A 16,532-nucleotide genomic window follows, 5' to 3' on the forward strand; every position below is an offset into this window, starting at 1 on the left:
CGCCGGTCACAGGTTGCCGCGTTTGTCCTGCTCGCGTTCGATCGCCTCGAAGAGGGCCTTGAAGTTGCCCTTGCCGAATCCCATCGAGCCGTGGCGTTCGATGATCTCGAAGAACACGGTCGGCTTGTCCTGGACCGGCTTGGTGAAGATCTGCAGCAGGTAGCCGTCCTCGTCGCGGTCGGCGAGGATCTTCAGCTCGCGCAGGGTGTCGACGGGGACGCGGGTGTCGCCGACCCACTCGCCGAGGGTGTCGTAGTAGGAGTCGGGGGTGTCGAGGAACCGCACCCCGGCCGCGCGCATCGTGCGGACGGTCTGCACGATGTCGTTGGTGTTGAGCGCGATGTGCTGGACGCCGGCGCCGCCGTAGAACTCGAGGTACTCGTCGATCTGGGACTTCTTCTTGGCGACGGCGGGCTCGTTGATCGGGAACTTGACCTTGAGCGTGCCGTCGGCCACCACCTTCGACATCAGCGCGCTGTACTCGGTGGCGATGTCGTCGCCCACGAACTCCTTCATGTTCGTGAAGCCCATGACCGTGTTGTAGAAGCCGACCCACTCGTTCATCCGGCCCAGTTCGACGTTGCCGACGCAGTGGTCGACGGCCTGGAAGGTGCGCTGGGCGGGGGGCTCGACGATCGGGTCGGCGCTCACGTAGCCGGGGAGGTAGGGGCCGTCGTAGCCGGAGCGGTCGACGAGGGTGTGCCGGGTCTCGCCGTAGGTGGCGATCGCGGCGAGGACGACCGTGCCGTGCTCGTCCTTGAGCTCGTAGGGCTCGGCGACGGAGCGGGCGCCGTGCTCGATGGCGTAGGCGTAGGCGGCGCGGGCGTCCGGGACCTCGATGGCGAGGTCGACGACGCCGTCGCCGTGCTCGGCCACATGCCGCTCCAGGAAGTGGCCCCAGGCGGTGGCCGCCTTGACGACCGAGGTGAGGACGAAGCGGGCCGAGCCGTTGGTGAGCACGTACGAGGCGGTCTCGCGGGTGCCGGTCTCCGGTCCGCAGTAGGCGACCAGTTTCATGCCGAAGGCGGTGGAGTAGTAGTGCGCCGCCTGTTTGGCGTTGCCCACGGCGAAGACGACCGCGTCCATTCCCTTGACCGGGAAGGGGTCTGCCTGCCGCGCGGTGTCGGGAGTGAGGTGTGTGGTCTGGGTCATAACGAAAGCCTCGCGCCAGCCCTGCAAGATGCGCAATAGTTCGCGTATCGCCTGGGCAACCTGTATAGCTGCTCGACGGTTTCGGCGGACCTTCTGTACAGGGTGACCATCGTGGAGGCCTACGGCATGGGGATCGATCGTCTGGACGGCCGGATCATCGTGCTGCTGGCACGGGAGCCGCGGCTGGGGGTGCTGGAGATGTCCCGGCGGCTGGGCGTGGCCCGCGGGACGGTGCAGGCACGGCTCGACCGACTGCAGGCGAACGGCGTCATCCGGGGTTTCGGTCCCGAGGTCGATCCGGCGGCCCTCGGCTACCCGGTCACCGCGTTCGCCACGCTGCAGATCCGCCAGGGCCAGGGGGCCGACGTGCGGGCCCATCTGGGATCGGTGCCCGAGGTGCTGGAGCTGCACACCACCACCGGCGGCGGGGACATGCTGTGCCGACTGGTGGCCCGCTCCAACGCCGATCTCCAGCGGGTGATCGACCGGGTCGTCGGTTTCGACGGCATCGTCCGGGCCTCCACCGCGATCGTGATGGAGAACCCCGTGCCGCTGCGGGTCATCCCGCTCGTGGAGCAGGCGGCCGAGCAGGCGATGGAGCAGACCTCGGGACGGCCCGGAGAGGACCGGGCCGACCGGGGGCGGTGAGGCCGGACGTGGCCGGCGGCCCGGCGGACGGCCGACCGGAGGAGGCCGGGCGGCTGCCGGCGCTCAGCAGCTGGGGACGGGGCCCTTGCCCTTCTCCAGCGCGACGAGCGCGCTCACCGCGCCCTTGAGCGTGGTGACCGGGACCAGCCGCAGCCCCTTGGGCAGCTCGGACTTCGCGTCGGAGCACTCCTCCTTGGGGACGAGGAACACGGTCGCGCCGTCCCGCCGGGCGGCCTGCGTCTTCAGGGCCACCCCGCCGACCGCGCCGACCTTGCCGCCGGCGTCGATGGTGCCCGTGCCGGCGATCGTGCGGCCGCCGGTGAGGTCGCCGCCGGAGCCGTCGCCGTCGAGCTTGTCGACGATGCCGAGCGAGAACAGCAGCCCGGCGCTGGGACCGCCCACGTCGGCCAGTTTCAGCGTGACCTGGACGTCGTCCTCGCCCAGCTTCAGATAGGCCAGCGCCGCCTGGGTCGCCGCGTCCTGGGAGTCCTGCATCTGCTGGGTGTTGTGCTGCTCGATCTCCTTGGTGCTCTCCCCGCTGGGGTACACCGCGTCGCGCGGCATGATCGCCTGGTCGGTGCGGAACCAGCCGTCGATCACGTCGCCGAGCGTGACGCGCGCGTCGGGGCCGGTCGCCTCGATCGTCGTCATGCGCAGCTGCCCGCTGGTGTCCCGCACGGGCGCGCCGGAGATCGTGATCACCGGGGCGCCCCTGTTGTCGCCGAGGACGTTCGCCGTCATCCCGGGCTGCGCCACCGAGAACGGCAGCGGCGCATACGCGGCCGTGGCGAGCAGCGCCACGAGGGGCAGGGCGCAGACGGCGAGAGCCCGGGGGCGTGAGAGGCGAGAGAGCACGGAGTCAATCTAACGTGACGAGGCGCCGGGGCTCACGGCTGGACGACGCCCCCCGCCCGAGCCGCCCACGCCCGAGATGCTCATGGGCGAGGCGCCCACGCCGAGGCGCCGTGCCCGCGATGCCCATGCTCGCGCCGCCCCGCCTGTGCTCCCGAACCCGGGTGGTTGGGTGGCCGGGTGGCCGGGTGGCCGGCCCGGCGCGGCCCGGCCCGGCGCGGCCCGGCCCCGGTCAGCGCAGCGCCTCCGCCACTTCGCGAGCCGCGTCCACGACGCGCGGGCCGACCCGCTCGGGCACGGCGTCGGCCAGCATCACCACGCCCACGCTGCCCTCGACGCCGGTCACGCCCAGCAGCGGGGCCGCCGCCCCGCTCGCGCCGGCCTCCAGCTCACCGTGCGTCAGTGTGTAGCCGGGCTCGTCCGCGTGGCGCGCCGTCTTCTGCCGGGCGGAGAGGATCGCCCGGCCCGCCGCCCCCCGGTCCAGGGGATGCCGGAACCCCGCCCGGTACGCCACGTGGTAGTCCGTCCAGGTCGGCTCGACGACGGCGACGGCGAGCGCCTCCGTCCCGTCCACCAACGTCAGATGCGCGGTCGCGCCTATGTCCTCGGCCAGTGAGCGCAGCGCGGGCAGCGCGGCCTCCCGCACCAGCGGATGCACCTGGCGGCCGAGCCGCAGCACCCCGAGGCCGACCCGGGCTCGTCCGCCCAGGTCACGCCGTACGAGCGCGTGCTGCTCCAGCGTGGCGAGCAACCGGTACACAACGGTCCGGTTGACGCCCAGTTTGTTGGAAAGCTCGGTGACGGTCAGCCCGTGGTCGGTGTCGGCCAGCAGCTTGAGGACTTTCAGTCCCCGGTCGAGCGTCTGAGAGGTCTCCGCGGTCACGACGCCCACTCCTTAAGTGGTGAGGTCGGCTGCCTCCGTCGCGGCGGGGGCATCACCGAGTCCCGTCAGTGACGCGCCACAGAGGCCTCCGATCGACAGACGGGCCCGGCGTTCCGAGCCCGGTCGCTTCACGGCTGCGCTCCGCGGCGGCGCTGCCACGGGGCGTGTGCGTAGCGGGACAGTAGCGAAGCCGGTTCGCTGAGCGGAAGGCTCCGTCCAGAATCCGGTCAACGACCGGTGGGGACTACCTGCATTTATCCCGGTACGTACGGAGCGCGGCGGCGGCGCATGCGCCCCTCGGGACTGACGGGGCCCGTGGGGCGCACGGGACCGCGTACACCCGCCACGGGGTGGCCGCGGGCCCGGCGCGCGACGCGCTTGTCCGGGCCCCGGCGACCGGGACTCACTTCATGCGGGTCGCCCACTCCTGCACCTTGGCGATGCGCTGACGCAGTTGTCCCGCGGTCGCCTCGGCGCTCGGCGGTCCGCCGCACACCCGGCGCAGTTCGGTGTGGATCACCCCGTGCGGCTTGCCGCTCTGGTGCACGTACGCGGCCACCATCGTGTTGAGCTGCTTGCGCAGCTCCATCATCTCCTTGTGCGAGACGACCGGCCGACGCTCGGCGGGCAGCTCGAGCAGATCGGCCTCGGCGTCCGGCCGCTTCCTGCTGTGCGCGATCTGCTTCGCCTGCCGCTTCTGCAGCAGCAGTTGCACCTGGTCGGGCTCCAGCAGCCCTGGGATGCCGAGGTAGTCCTGCTCCTCCTCGCTGCCCGGGTGGGCCTGCATGCCGAACTCGGCGCCGTTGTACGTCACCCGGTCGAAGACGGCCTCGGACTCCAGCGCCTCGAAGGCGAACTGCTCCTGCTCGCCGGTGTCCTCGTCCTGCTCGCGGTTCGCCTCGTCCATCTCCTTCTCGGACTCGGCGTACGGATCCTCCTCGCCCTGCTTCTTGGGCTTGTCGAGGACGTGGTCGCGCTCGCGCTCCATCTCCCCCGCGAAACCGAGCAGGTCGGGCACGGTCGGCAGGAAGACGGACGCGGTCTCGCCGCGCCGCCGGGATCGCACGAAACGTCCGACGGCCTGGGCGAAGAACAGCGGGGTGGAGATGGTGGTGGCGTACACCCCGACCGCGAGCCGCGGCACGTCGACGCCTTCGGACACCATCCGCACGGCGACCATCCAGCGGTCCGTGCTGCCGCTGAAGTCGTCGATGCGACGGGACGCGCCGGTGTCGTCGGACAGGACGAGCGTCGCCTTGGAGCCGGTGATCTCCCGGATCAGCTTGGCGTAGGCGCGGGCGGAGTCCTGGTCGGAGGCGATGACGAGCGCGCCGGCGTCCGGGATGGCCTTCCTGACCTCGGTGAGGCGCTGGTCGGCGGCGCGCAGCACGCTCGGCATCCACTCGCCGCGCGGGTCGAGGGCGGTGCGCCAGGCCTGACTGATCGCGTCCTTCGTCATCGGCTCGCCGAGCCGGGCCGCGATCTCGTCGCCGGCCTTCGTCCGCCAGCGCATGTTGCCGCTGTAGGAGAGGAAGATGACGGGCCGCACGACGTGGTCGGCGAGCGCCGACCCGTACCCGTAGGTGTAGTCGGCGGCGGACCGACGGATGCCGTCGTCGCCCTCCTCGTACGCGACGAACGGGATGGGGTTGGTGTCCGACCGGAACGGCGTGCCGGTGAGCGCGAGGCGGCGGGTCGCCGGCTCGAACGCCTCGAGGCACGCCTCACCCCACGACTTGCTGTCGCCGGCGTGGTGGATCTCGTCGAGGATGACGAGCGTCTTGCGCTGCTCGCTGCGGTTGCGGTGCAGCATCGGGCGCACGCCGACGCCCGCGTAGGTCACGGCGACGCCGTGGTAGTCCTTGCTGAGCGGGCCCGCGCTGTACTCGGGGTCGAGCCGGATGCCTATCCGGGACGCCGCCTCCGCCCACTGCTTCTTCAGGTGCTCGGTCGGCGCGACCACGGTCACCTGCTGCACGACGTGATGGTGCAGCAGCCAGGAGGCGAGGGTCAGCGCGAACGTCGTCTTGCCGGCGCCGGGGGTGGCGACGGCGAGGAAGTCGCGGGGCTGCTCCTGGATGTACTTCTCCATCGCCCCCTGCTGCCAGGCCCGCAGCTTGCCGGCGGTGCCCCAGGGGGCGCGGCCGGGGAAGGCGGGCGACAGGTGGTGGGAGGCAGAGGTGGCGGCGGTGGTAGTCACGGTCTCCGGTTCGGGGGGTCGGGCTGCTCGTTACTCGGCTACGTATGACAACCGGGCCACCCTACCGGCGGCCCGGATGTCAACGCGCCGACAAGGCCGCGTCGTCCGCGGGTGGGACCCAGCTCACAGCGGCAGCGGCAGCGGCAGCGGCAGCGGCAGCGGCGCGAACGCGTCGGCCCTCGCCCGGACCCCGGCCCCCGGCCGCCCGACCCGGCCCCCGGTCACCCCCAGCCGGGAGCCCCTTCGGCCGCGAGCCCCTTCGGCCGCGAGCCCCTTCGGCCGGGAAGCCTCTGCGGCCGGGAAGCCGATTCCGCAGGGAGCCCCTTCCCCCGAGGACCGCCTTCGCCCGGGGAGCCCCTCCGCCCGTGGCCGCCGGGCCGGTCACGTCGGCCGCTCGTGCAGTCGGGTCGCCACCCAGGCGCCCGCGAGCGCCACCGCGGCCATCGGCAGGAAGACGGCGGCGAAGGCGGCCGGGTGCGAGGAGCCGTCGGCGGTCGTGGCCGCGTGCGCGACGCCCCCGCCGCCGAGCGCCGCGAAGGCCGCGCCGCCGGCGGCGAGCAGCAGCACGTTGGAGAGCCCGTCCGAGATCTGCAGGGCGGCGGAGTTGGCGCCGGCCTCCTCGGGCGCGGAGAGCTGCAGCAGCAGCACGCTGGTCGAGGAGATGACGAGCCCCATCCCGAAACACCCGAAGCCCCAGGCGACGGCCACGGTCCAGACGGGCACGGAAGCCACCAGCACACTGGGCGCCGCGGCGACGGCGGCGGCCGCCAGCACCATCCCCAGCACGGTGAGGCGCTGCCGGTAGGGCTCCGCACCCGGCCGCGACTGCACCCACGAGCCCAGCGCCCAGGTCCCTCCGCCGGCCGCGAGCGAGAACCCGGCGAGGGTGGGGCTCAGCCCGCGCTGCGTGACGAGCATCAGCGGCACGAAGGACTCGGCGGCGATGAAGGACCCGGCGGCCAGGCCGCGCAGCAGCACGACCGAGGGCAGCCCGCGCGCCGCCCGCCAGGTGCCGCGCGGCAGCAGTCCGAGCGCGGCGGGGACGAGCAGCGCACACCCCGCGACGGCGGGCGCCGCGGACAGCGGCCGCAGGTCCTGCGCGGCGTACTGCAGGAGTCCGGCCCCGAGGGAGACGCCGAGCGCGAGGCGGATCCGCCGTCGGTCGAAGGCCGCGACCGCCGTGCCCGCCACGGGACCGCCCGCGCGCCGTCGTATCTGGGGCAGGGCCAGCACGAGCGGAAGCACGACGAGGGCCGGTATCCCGAGGAAGACCCAGCGCCATCCCAGCCGTTCGGTCACCGCGCCGGCGGCCAGCGGCCCCACGACCGACGGCACGACCCAGCACGCGGCGAACGCGGCCATGATCGCGGGCCGCAGCCGCTCCGGATAGGCCCGTCCGACGACGACGTACAGCGCGACGATCACCAGGCCGCCCCCGAGCCCCTGCACGGCCCGCCCGAGGACGAACACCCACATGGTCCCGGCGCTCCCGGAGAGCACGAGGCCCGCCGCGAACGCCGCGATCCCGCCCGCGAGCGACCCGAGCGGGCCGCGGCGGTCCGACAGCTGCCCGGCGAACACCATCCCGAACAGGCTCGTCGTGAAGTACCCCGAGAACGCGAACGCGTAGAGCGACACCCCGTCGAGCTCCCGCGCCGCGACGGGCATGGCCGTCCCGACGGCGGTCGCCTCGAAGGCGATGAGCAGCACGACGGAGACGATGCCGATGCTGAGGGCGCGATAGGGACGTCCGAGGACGGTCTCGTCGGGACCCGGTGACGTGCCGGGGTCCTCCGGGGCGTCGGCGACGACGGCGTCGCGTGATTCGAGGGCAGCCATGGCCGCCAGCGTAAGGTGCGCAACCGAGGTTGACCCCTGTCGGAAGGCGGATCCTCACCCGGGACCTCGGTACTAGGTCCCGCCGTCCCATCGACCCCATCGGCCTCCGGCTGCCCCCCTGGCCCCCTTTCATGAACGGCGTGTGGCAGTCCCGTTGCGGCACCGGCCGGCTGCTTGAGCCCGGTCCTGGCCGCCCGTACGGTCGTCACATCGAGCACGGCGGGACCGACATCCCGCCACCGACCCGACCGCGTGCCCGAGAGGCTCAGGGGCTCGCCTGCAAAGCGAGTGACACGGGTTCGAATCCCGTCGCGGTCTCTCTTGCCCCAGCGGGCAGGCGGCCAGGGCGGTGCCCCATGAGGGCGCCGCCCTGGCTGTCGTCCGTCTGCCGGCCGGCAGGTGGTGCGGGCAGGGGCGTCAGGCGTCTGCGGGGTTGGTCGGGGCGGCGTCGCAGGGGGTCGGGCCGGGCCGGCGGGCTCGGTCGGTCGTCGCCAGGTCGCGGGACATCGTGCCGGCGAGCCGGCCGCAGGCCTCGGTCAGTTCGCGCAGTGCGTCCAGGGCCCGCTCACGCCTCAGCAGCCAGAGGGTGAACGCAAGGGTGGAGATGTCGGCGTTGAGCGGGCGCAGGGTGAGGTCCGGCTCGCTCCAGCTGAGCACGGCGCCCGTGACGCCGTCCACGACGAGAGCGGTGTCCTCGACGAGGCTTCCCAGCCGGACGAGGCGGTCGGCGTGCGCCGGGAGGCGGCTTCCGGCGCCGACGCCCTCGCGGTCGTCCGCCGTGTCGTCGGCGGCGGCCAGGTCGTCGGCGTGGTGCTCGGCGAGCGTCCGCAGCGGCATGTCCGGCTCCAGGGAGAACGGCGCGGCCTCCTCCGGCAGGCCCGTCGCGCGCAGGAAGCGCCGGGTCGGAGCGTGCGTGAGAGCGGCGGGGACGTCGACGTCCTCGAAGCGGACGACGCACGCCGAGCCGAACTCCTCGTCCAGCCACCGGACCGGCAGGTCCAGGGCCAGGCCGGACGCCGTGCCCGGACCGGCGGCCAGGGCCAGTGGACGGATCACCGCGGCGAGCTTCCAGAACAGCGCGCCGGCGTCGCCCGGGCCCTCGGCGCCCGCCTCGAACACCGCCAGCAGCCGGCGGGAGGCCTCGGCCACCGCCTGCGGTCCGAGCCGTCCGGCGTAGCAGGCGAACTGGCCGCGCAGGGCCGTCAGTTCGTCCACCGCCGTGGCGCAGCGGAGCAGCTTCTCCAGGGCCGGGGCGAGCGGCGGGGCGTCCATCAGGTCGAGGCGGTCGTGGAAGAAGTACGTCGTCGAGATCTCTCCCGTCATCCCGTCGAGCAGGACGGACTCCGGCTCCCGGCGGTCGACGGCAGGCAGGCCGCGCAGGGCCGGGCCGGTCGGCCGGCGGCGGGCCGGGGCGTGTGCGATGTGCGGGTTCAGCTCGTCCTCGGTGAAGGTGATCGTCGTCATGGCGGTGGTGGTCCTGGTCGTGCCCATCGGTCCCCCTGGCGGAATTCACGTGCGCCGTCCCACTGCTCCGCAGCCTATGCGGCCCCACTGACAACGGCTGTGACCAGCGGCGACGCCCGACCCGTGCCGGGTTCCGCTCGCGCATCGGCACTGGTCCGCATCAGAAGACGTCGGGTGCGCCCCGTGCGTTCCCTTCCCGCCCGGATCGCCCGGATCGCCCGGTCCCGCCGGGTGTTCGCGAGACCGTTTGTTCAACCCGGCTGTTCGAGCCCGGCGTCCCAAGGGCGGGCGTCGGTGTGCATCCGTCAGGCGAAGTACACGCCGCCCAGCACCACGGCCAGCGCCGCGGTCACGAACAGGAGGATCCAGAACAGCAACTTGCCCGCGCTCGGCGGGGGTTCGTACTGCCGGGCCTCGGGTCGGCGCTCGTCCGACGACTCCCCCGCCGACGGATCCCCCGCAGGCAGGTCGCCCGTCGGCAGGTCGTCCGATGCCGGGGCGCTCACCGGTCCGTCACCACCGCGGCCTGCGGCCTTATCGGGAGGCGGTTCACGGGGCGGCCCGTCGCTGCGCGGACGGCGGAGGCGATCGCCGCCGGCGAGGTGACGACGGGGACGGCGCTGGCCGCCTTCGCCCCGAACGGCGCGACCACGTCCCGCTCCTCGACCAGTTTGACGATCCGGATGTCCGGGGCGTCCAGCGCCGTGGGCAGCGCGTAGCCGGTGAGGTCGGGGTGGCGGATCAGGCCGCGGGGGGTGCGCAGGTTCTCGGTGAGCGCGATGCCCACGCCCTGCGTCACGCCCGCCTCGATGCGGGCGGCGAGCTGAGCCGGGTTCAGGATCCGGCCGACGTCCTGGGCGACGGCGAGTTCCACGACCCGCACCGAGCCGAGCTCGATGTCGACGTCCACGACCGCGCGGATCGCGCAGAAGGCGAGACCGACGAAGGCGTCGCCCTGGCCGGCCGCGTCCAGCGGCTCGGTGGGGTGCGGGCGGCACTGCGCGGTCGCCCACAGCTCCTTGCCGTGCATCTCCTCCGTGACGGTCGTCGACAGGACGCCGTCGTAGGAGGTGATCTTGCCGTCGGTGATCTGCAGCAGTTCCGTGGACATGCCGAACTTGTGCGCCAGCGGCTGGAGCAGCTGGGTGCGGACCATCTTCGCCGCACGCTCCACCGCGCCGCCCGAGACCCAGGTGTGACGGCCCCGGCAGCCGGGCCCCGCGGGGGGCTGGTCGGTGTCCACGGGCGCCACGTGGACCTCGTCGACGCCCAGCGTCTCCTGGACGATCTGACGGGCCAGCGTGGTGAAGCCCTGGCCGGTCTCGACCGCCGCGCACAGCACCGTCGCGACGCCGTCCAAAACCTTCACGGTGGCGGTGGAGACCTCGTCGGCGCCCTCCGCGCCCAGCATGTGCACCATGCCCAGGCCGTAGCCGACGCCGCGGCGCACCGCGCCCGGCTCGCCCGCGCCCTCGGGGCCGCCGGGCAGCAGCCAGTCCTCTTCGGGCGCGTCCTTGGGGAGCGACGGCAGGGGGAACTCCTGGACGGCCTGGAGGAGTTCGGCGACCGGGGCGGGGCAGGTCACCGTCTGGCCGGTCGGCAGGACGTCGCCGGTCGCCATGACGTTGCGCAGCCGCAGCTCCGCGGGGTCGACGCCGAGCTTCTTCGCCAGCTTGTCCATCTGCGCCTCGTAGGCGGCGCACACCTGCATCGCGCCCTCGCCGCGCACATGGCCCGACGGCGGGTTGTTGGTGCGCACCGCCCAGCCCTCGATGAAGGCGTTCGGCACGACGTAGGGGCCGCAGGCGAAGGAGACGGCGGCGGCCAGGGCCTCTGCGGAGGTGTCGGCGTAGGCGCCCGCGTCCAGCAGGATCTGCGCCTCGACCTTCACCAGCCGGCCGTCGGCGTCGGCGTGGTGGCGGTAGCGCAGCAGCGTGGGGTGGCGGTGGGCGTGGCCGAGGAAGGACTCCTCGCGGGTCGCCGTGAGCTTCACCGGGCAGCCGGTCTTGAGGGCCAGCAGGCCCAGCGGGAGCTGGAAGCCCTGGTCCTCGCGGTCGGCGGTGGCGCCGGGCACGCCGGTGACGACGATCTTCACCCGTTCGGGGTCGAGTCCGTAGCAGGCCGCGGCGGTGTCCCGGTCGGTGTGCGGGTCGGTGGAGGCGAGGTAGAGCTCCACGCCGCCGTCGGGGCGGGGCACGGCGAGACCGGCCTCGGCGCCGATGGGGGCGGGGTCGGCGCGCCCGATGCGGTACTGGCCCTCGACGACGACCACGCCGGCCGCCTCGGGGTCGCCGTGGTGCAGCGGGATGTGCCGGATCAGGTTGCCGTCGGGGTGCAGGGGCTCCGCCTCGAAGGCCAGCTCCGGGTCGATCACCGGGTCGAGCGTCTCGTACTCGACGATGACGGCCGCGGCGGCCATGCGCGCGGTGTCCGGGTGGTCGGCTGCGACGGCCGCGATGGGCTCGCCGTGGTGGCGGACGACGTCGGAGGCGAACACCGGCCGGTCCACGGCGCCCCGGCCGTGCAGCGCGCGGCCCGGGACGTCCTCGTGGGTGACGACGGCGCGCACGCCGGGCATCTCCCGCGCGTGGGAGGTGTCGATGGACACGATGCGCGCGTGCGGGTGCGGTGAGCGCAGGACGGCCGCCCAGAGCAGGCCCTCGGCCCACAGGTCGGCCGCGTACGGGAAGGTGCCCTCCGTCTTGGCGCGCACGTCGGCGGGCTGCAGGGACACGCCGAGGCCGTGCGGGGCCGGCTCGGGGGCCGGGGCGGCCTCGACGGGGGTCGCCGCGGTGGCTGTCTCGTTCGTCACGCCTGGCCTCCGTCCTGGCCCTGTCCGTATGCGGGGTCATGCGGATGGGGCTGCGCCGGGTTCTCGAACGCCGACGCGTGCACGCCGCCCGCGCCGGGGCCCGCCTGGTGAGGGATACGCGCCTCGTCCCCGTCCGTCTCGGCGTCGGCGTGCGCCTGGCGTTCGGCGACGACGTCCTGGACGGCCTGGAGGACGCCCCGGTAGCCGGAGCAGCGGCACAGGTTGCCGCACAGGGCCTGGCGCGCCTCGAGTTCGGACGGCGCCGGGTTGCCCTCGAGCAGGTCGTGGACGGTCATCGCCATGCCGGGCACGCAGAAGCCGCACTGGACGGCGCCGCAGGCGGCGAGGGCCCGCTGCACGTCCGAGGGCTGTCCGTCGACGGCCAGCCCCTCGACGGTGCGGATCTCGCTGCCGGCGGTGGTGACGGCCGGGACCAGGCAGGAGGCGACGAGCCGCCCGTCCACCTGGACGTTGCAGGCGCCGCACTCGCCCTGCGAGCAGCCGTCCTTGGCGCCCGCGAGGCCGAGCCGCTCGCGCAGCACGTAGAGCAGGGACTCGCCGATCCAGGCGTCGGTGACGGGGCGGTCGGAGCCGTTGACGCGCAGCACGTAGCCGGCGAGGGGGTGTTCCTCGTGGAACGGCGGCGGGGCGTCGTCGGCGCCGTTGTCCGCCGCCGGCTCCGGCTGCGGCTCCGACGGGTGCGGGTCGGAGGGGTGCGGTCGCGAGGTCTGCGGAGCGTCGCCGGCGGGCGCGTCGTCGTGCGGCGCGGCGGGCGGCCGCGTGGGCCGGTGGACGGCTTCCGCGGGGCCGTGGGCGGCGTCGAGGGCGCTCTCCGGCTCCCCGGACGTCTCGGCGGCCCCCTCGGCCTCCACGGCCCGCGGGGCGGTCTCGGCGGGGCCGTCGGCGGGCGCCGTGTACGCCTCGGCGGAGACCTCCGGGGCGAACGCGCCGCCCGGGTCGGGGCGCCGGCCGGCGTGCTCGGCGTGCTCGGCGTCGGGGCGGGCCCGGTCGGGGGCCGCGGCCGACGGGTCGTGCTCCGGCGCGAACGCGGTCCCGGTCTCGTGCGGGGACAGGTGCGCGGGCGGGTGGCCGTGCGACGCCGGGTCCGCGGCCCCACGGTCGGCCGGAGCGGCCTCGTCGGCGGGCCGGTCCCACGTCTGGTGCGCCGTGCCGGACGCCTCGGTCGCCCAGGGCGCGGCCGCGCCGCCGGGCAGGGTGGCCGGGGGTGTGCCGCCCCACTGCTCGACCAGGGAAGACGCGGTGAACTCGCCCGACTCGTCGGGAAGGTCGCCGCCCGCGACGGGGATCGACCACTGGCCGGTCACGTCGTGGCCCGGGGCGGGAGCGGACTGCGGCGCGCCCTGGCCCGCCGAGGCGTCCTCGAACGCCCACTGGCCGGTCGCGCCCGGGTTGTACCTGAAGCGGTCGTCGCCCACCGTCTGCGGGGTGTCCTGCGCGAGCGGCCAGTCGCTGCCGCCGGCCGGGGCAGCCCAGGTGGCGGCGTCGTCCGCGGGAGGCGCCACCGCTATCTGGGGCGGCACGTACCCGTGCCCCGGGGCGGCGAGCGGGCTGTCGCCGCGGCCCGCGAGAAGGGCGTCGATGCCTCCCTCGGGGAGCTTCACGAAGGCGGTCGCGCCGTCGTCGTAGTCCCCTTGGGGCAACGGGTCCCAGCGGCCGACGCCCTGCGGCGCGCCCTGGTCCTGCCCGTTCTCCTGTCCGTGTCCGGGTCCCTGCCGGTCGTCGGTCACGACAGCGCCCTCCCCAGTGCTCGTCGGGCCAGTGCGGCGACGGTGCGCCGCAGGTGCAGTACGGCGGGCGGAAGTTCCGGCACGGAGCCGTCCACGCCGGGCGTCGGGTCGGGGATGCAGGCGGCGGCGACGTACTCGCCGAAGGCCGTGAGGGCCTCGGGGACGATCGCGCGGCCGTTGTCCCAGTCGATCAGCCGGGCGACCCACTGCTCGGCCTCGAGCGGCCGCAGCGGCATCGGCGCTATGGCGCCCACCGCGCACCTGACCCCGCGCCGCGCGGGGTCGAGGACCAGGGCCACGGAGGCCACCGCGCGGCCAGGACCGGTGCGGCCGGTGGCCTTGAGGAAGACCTGCGGGGCGTGCAGCAGGGGCACGCGCACGTACCCGATGAGCTCGCCGCCGCGCAGCATCTCCATGCCGGCCAGCAGGTGCGACACCGGGACCTCCCGGCGGGCTCCGCCCGGGCCCGCGACGATCAGGGTCGCCTCCAGCGCGGCCAGCACGGGCAGCGCGTCGCCCGTGGGGGCGGCCGAGGCGACGTTGCCGCCCAGGGTGCCCGCGTTGCGGATCTGCGGCGGTCCGGCGGCGCGGGCGGCCGCGGCGAGCGCCGGGATCAGGGCGGCGAAGTCGGGGCGGCCCATGCGCGCGTGGGTGAGTCCGGCGCCGAGCAGGGCGTGGCCGTCCTGGTACTGCCAGCCCCGGATCTCGCTGATCCGGCCGAGGCCCACCAGTCCGGCGGGGCGCAGCTGACCCGAGTTCACGGCGGCCATCAGGTCGGTGCCGCCGGCCACGGGGACGGCCGCGGGCATGGCCGCCAGGGCCGCCACGGCGTCGTCCAGTGTCGTGGGCAGCGTGACGGCCTGCGCCGCCTGCGGTGCGTGCGTGCTCAAAACCGGCTGCCCCTTCCCGCTGCCCCACCTGGTCCCACCTGTGTTGCCGTACGGTACGTGCTGACAGGGCGGACGTGGCAACTCTGGCACATCTTCGCAACACCCGAGCGCGGGGGTCCGCTAGGAGGCATTCGCCCACCTCGCCCCGGAGATGGTCCGTTTTCGCACGGCATCACCGGTGCGCGTGAATTGCCTCTCTTCGGTGACCCTGCCGGGGTTTCTCCGTGACCCGGCGGATCACCGGTTCGGGGGCCGTCCCTCGATGGGCCGCCCGAGGACGCCGGGGCGCCGCTGCCACGGCCGGGGTCCGCCCGGCGGGCGGTAGCCGACGCCCAGGGCGTCGAGCCGGGCGTAGTGGGCCCGCATCCGCCGCTCGAAGCCGGCGAAGTCCCGTTCCGCCGGGGCGGGCAGGTCGCTCCAGGCGACCTCGGCGAAGGCGGCGAGGCGGGGGAAGGCCTGGTAGTCCACGCGGGCCTGGTCCTCCGTCGCCTCGGTCCACAGGTTGGCCTGCGCGCCGAGCACGTGCCGCGCCTGCGCCGGCGTCAACTCCGTGGGAACGGGTTCGAACCGATAGACGTCCTCCAGGGTGCGGACGTAGCCGATCGGCACGGGTTCGTCCGCGCCGTCCGCCTGCCGGTGGTCGAGGTACACCTGCTGCTCCGGGCACATCACCACGTCGTGCCCGGCCCGCGCGGCGGCGATCCCGCCCGCGCGGCCGCGCCAGGAGGACACGGCCGCACCGTCCGCGAGCCCGCCCTCCAGGATCTCGTCCCAGCCGATGAGCCGCCGTCCGCGCGCCGCGAGCCAGGCGTCGAAGTGGCGGACGAACCAGGACTGCAGCTGGTCCTCGTCCGCGAGGCCGAGTTCGGCGATGCGGGCCTGCGCGGCCGGCGAGCTCCGCCACTGGTCCTTGAGGCATTCGTCACCTCCGACGTGGACGAACTCCGAGGGGAAGAGTTCCAGCACCTCCTCGAAGACCCCCTCGTAGAAGCGCAGGGTGTCGTCGGTGGGGGCCAGCACGTTCGGGCTGATCCCCCAGGTGTCCCAGACGGCCAGGGCGCGGGTGTCGACGACGTCGGCGTTGCCGAGTTCCGGATACGCGGCGATCGCGGCCTGCGAGTGGCCGGGCACGTCGATCTCGGGGACGACGGTGATGTGCCGCTGCGCCGCGTAGGCGACGATCTCCCGGATGTCGTCCTGGGTGTAGAAGCCGCCGTGCGGCTTGTCCTCCCACAGCGGCGAGGCACGATGGCCGAATTTCGTGCGGGCCCGCCAGGAGCCGACCTCGGTGAGCCGGGGGCGCCTGCGGATCTCGATCCGCCAGCCCTGGTCGTCCGTCAGATGGAGGTGGAGGACGTTGAGTTTGTGCGCCGCCATCAGGTCCAGGTAGCGCAGGACGCCGTCCTTGGGCATGAAGTGCCGGGCCACGTCGAGCATCAGGCCGCGCCAGCGCAACCGGGGGGCGTCCTCGACGATCCGGTGCGGGACGCCGTATCTGACGCCGGGTCGGAGGGGGGCGCGCCGGAAGGCGACCGGGCCGAGCAGCTGCCGCAGCGTCTGGGCGCCCCAGAAGACGCCGGCGGGATCCCCGCCGCGGATCTCGACGCCCGCGTCCGCGACGACGCTCAGCCGGTACGCCTCGGGCTCCAGCGTGTCGTCCAGGCGCAGCCGCACGCAGTCAGGGGCGTCGCGCGGCCCGGGCCGCAGGGGCAGACCGAGCGCCGCGCCGAGCGTGCCGCGCAGCCAGCGTTCGGCGGTCTCCGTGCCGGGAGCGGCCCACAGGGCGGTGGCCTCGTCGAGCAGGACCGCGCCGCCGGGCGTCGGGCCCTCGACGGAGCGGGGCGCGGGGACGAGATCGATCGCAGACGTCACGTCAGTCCTTCGGGGGGCTCCGGAACCGTTTTCGCACTGCTTCGCACGACACACCGGAGGCTAGGGCCGGCAGATCACCCCGACAAGAGGTCTGGACCAATCTGTGACCTCCTGGCGCCGCCCGGAGCGGCGGACGCCCACGCCGAAGGCCCCCGGGGCGCGCCGAAACGCG

At 74.2% G+C, this 16,532-nt stretch carries 12 protein-coding genes and 1 tRNA gene; 2 read left to right on the top strand and 11 right to left on the bottom strand.

The window, feature by feature from the left end; all coding sequences use genetic code 11:
- Positions 1 to 6: 6 nt before the first annotated feature.
- A complete protein-coding gene (hppD, locus tag ABT300_RS08385; protein WP_351673347.1) occupies positions 7 to 1,152 on the bottom strand; it encodes a 4-hydroxyphenylpyruvate dioxygenase in 1,146 nt (381 codons plus the stop codon).
- 126 nt (positions 1,153 to 1,278) lie between these two features.
- Between hppD and ABT300_RS08390 the strand changes: the two genes are divergently transcribed.
- Positions 1,279 to 1,800 carry an Lrp/AsnC family transcriptional regulator gene (locus ABT300_RS08390; protein ID WP_351673382.1) on the top strand — a complete coding sequence of 174 codons (522 nt, stop codon included), beginning with the start codon at positions 1,279 to 1,281 and terminating at the stop codon, positions 1,798 to 1,800.
- Positions 1,801 to 1,863: 63 nt separating this feature from the next.
- Here ABT300_RS08390 and ABT300_RS08395 read toward each other — a convergent pair whose 3' ends face one another.
- The 4 genes from ABT300_RS08395 to ABT300_RS08410 form a co-directional block, all read right to left on the bottom strand.
- Positions 1,864 to 2,655 carry a S16 family serine protease gene (locus tag ABT300_RS08395; protein WP_351673349.1) on the bottom strand — a complete coding sequence of 264 codons (792 nt, stop codon included), beginning with the start codon at positions 2,653 to 2,655 and terminating at the stop codon, positions 1,864 to 1,866.
- 229 nt (positions 2,656 to 2,884) lie between these two features.
- Entirely contained in the window at positions 2,885 to 3,535 is a 651-nt protein-coding gene (locus ABT300_RS08400) for an IclR family transcriptional regulator (RefSeq protein ID WP_057574434.1), read from the bottom strand.
- Between the two features lie 403 nt (positions 3,536 to 3,938).
- Positions 3,939 to 5,735, bottom strand: coding sequence for a DEAD/DEAH box helicase (locus ABT300_RS08405; RefSeq protein ID WP_351673352.1), 1,797 nt, complete (start codon positions 5,733 to 5,735; stop codon positions 3,939 to 3,941).
- A gap of 381 nt (positions 5,736 to 6,116) precedes the next feature.
- Entirely contained in the window at positions 6,117 to 7,574 is a 1,458-nt protein-coding gene (locus ABT300_RS08410) for an MFS transporter (RefSeq protein WP_351673354.1), read from the bottom strand.
- A 246-nt stretch (positions 7,575 to 7,820) separates the two neighbouring features.
- Here ABT300_RS08410 and ABT300_RS08415 point away from each other — a divergent pair.
- A tRNA-Cys gene (locus ABT300_RS08415) sits at positions 7,821 to 7,892 on the top strand.
- Positions 7,893 to 7,991: 99 nt separating this feature from the next.
- On the opposite strand, the gene ABT300_RS08420 is transcribed toward ABT300_RS08415, so the two are convergent.
- The 6 genes from ABT300_RS08420 to ABT300_RS08445 form a co-directional block, all read right to left on the bottom strand.
- Entirely contained in the window at positions 7,992 to 9,065 is a 1,074-nt protein-coding gene (locus ABT300_RS08420) for an SUKH-4 family immunity protein (protein ID WP_351673356.1), read from the bottom strand.
- A 278-nt stretch (positions 9,066 to 9,343) separates the two neighbouring features.
- Positions 9,344 to 9,544, bottom strand: a complete 201-nt coding sequence (locus ABT300_RS08425; protein WP_351673358.1) for a hypothetical protein — start codon at positions 9,542 to 9,544, stop codon at positions 9,344 to 9,346.
- Positions 9,541 to 11,850: a xanthine dehydrogenase family protein molybdopterin-binding subunit gene (locus tag ABT300_RS08430; protein ID WP_351673360.1), complete on the bottom strand. Its 2,310-nt coding sequence runs from the start codon at positions 11,848 to 11,850 to the stop codon at positions 9,541 to 9,543. Before ABT300_RS08430 ends, ABT300_RS08425 begins: the two co-directional genes overlap by 4 nt.
- A complete protein-coding gene (locus ABT300_RS08435; protein WP_351673362.1) occupies positions 11,847 to 13,598 on the bottom strand; it encodes a 2Fe-2S iron-sulfur cluster-binding protein in 1,752 nt (583 codons plus the stop codon). The genes ABT300_RS08430 and ABT300_RS08435 overlap by 4 nt, the downstream gene beginning before the upstream one ends.
- Entirely contained in the window at positions 13,595 to 14,488 is an 894-nt protein-coding gene (locus ABT300_RS08440) for an FAD binding domain-containing protein (protein ID WP_351673364.1), read from the bottom strand. The genes ABT300_RS08435 and ABT300_RS08440 overlap by 4 nt, the downstream gene beginning before the upstream one ends.
- 237 nt (positions 14,489 to 14,725) lie before the next feature.
- On the bottom strand, positions 14,726 to 16,360 hold the full coding sequence (locus ABT300_RS08445) for a beta-N-acetylhexosaminidase (protein WP_351673366.1): 1,635 nt from the start codon (positions 16,358 to 16,360) through the stop codon (positions 14,726 to 14,728).
- Positions 16,361 to 16,532 lie beyond the last annotated feature (172 nt).

Origin of the sequence: Streptomyces sp. NPDC001027 (genome assembly GCF_040299045.1) — a bacterium.
Classification (GTDB): domain Bacteria; phylum Actinomycetota; class Actinomycetes; order Streptomycetales; family Streptomycetaceae; genus Streptomyces.

Bases quoted from the DNA above. Each gene is read 5' to 3' on its own strand.
- ABT300_RS08420 (WP_351673356.1), bottom strand. From the start codon at position 9,065: ATGGGCACGACCAGGACCACCACCGCCATGACGACGATCACCTTCACC.
- ABT300_RS08410 (WP_351673354.1), bottom strand. From the start codon at position 7,574: ATGGCTGCCCTCGAATCACGCGACGCCGTCGTCGCCGACGCCCCGGAG.
- hppD (WP_351673347.1), bottom strand. From the start codon at position 1,152: ATGACCCAGACCACACACCTCACTCCCGACACCGCGCGGCAGGCAGAC.
- ABT300_RS08390 (WP_351673382.1), top strand. From the start codon at position 1,279: ATGGGGATCGATCGTCTGGACGGCCGGATCATCGTGCTGCTGGCACGG.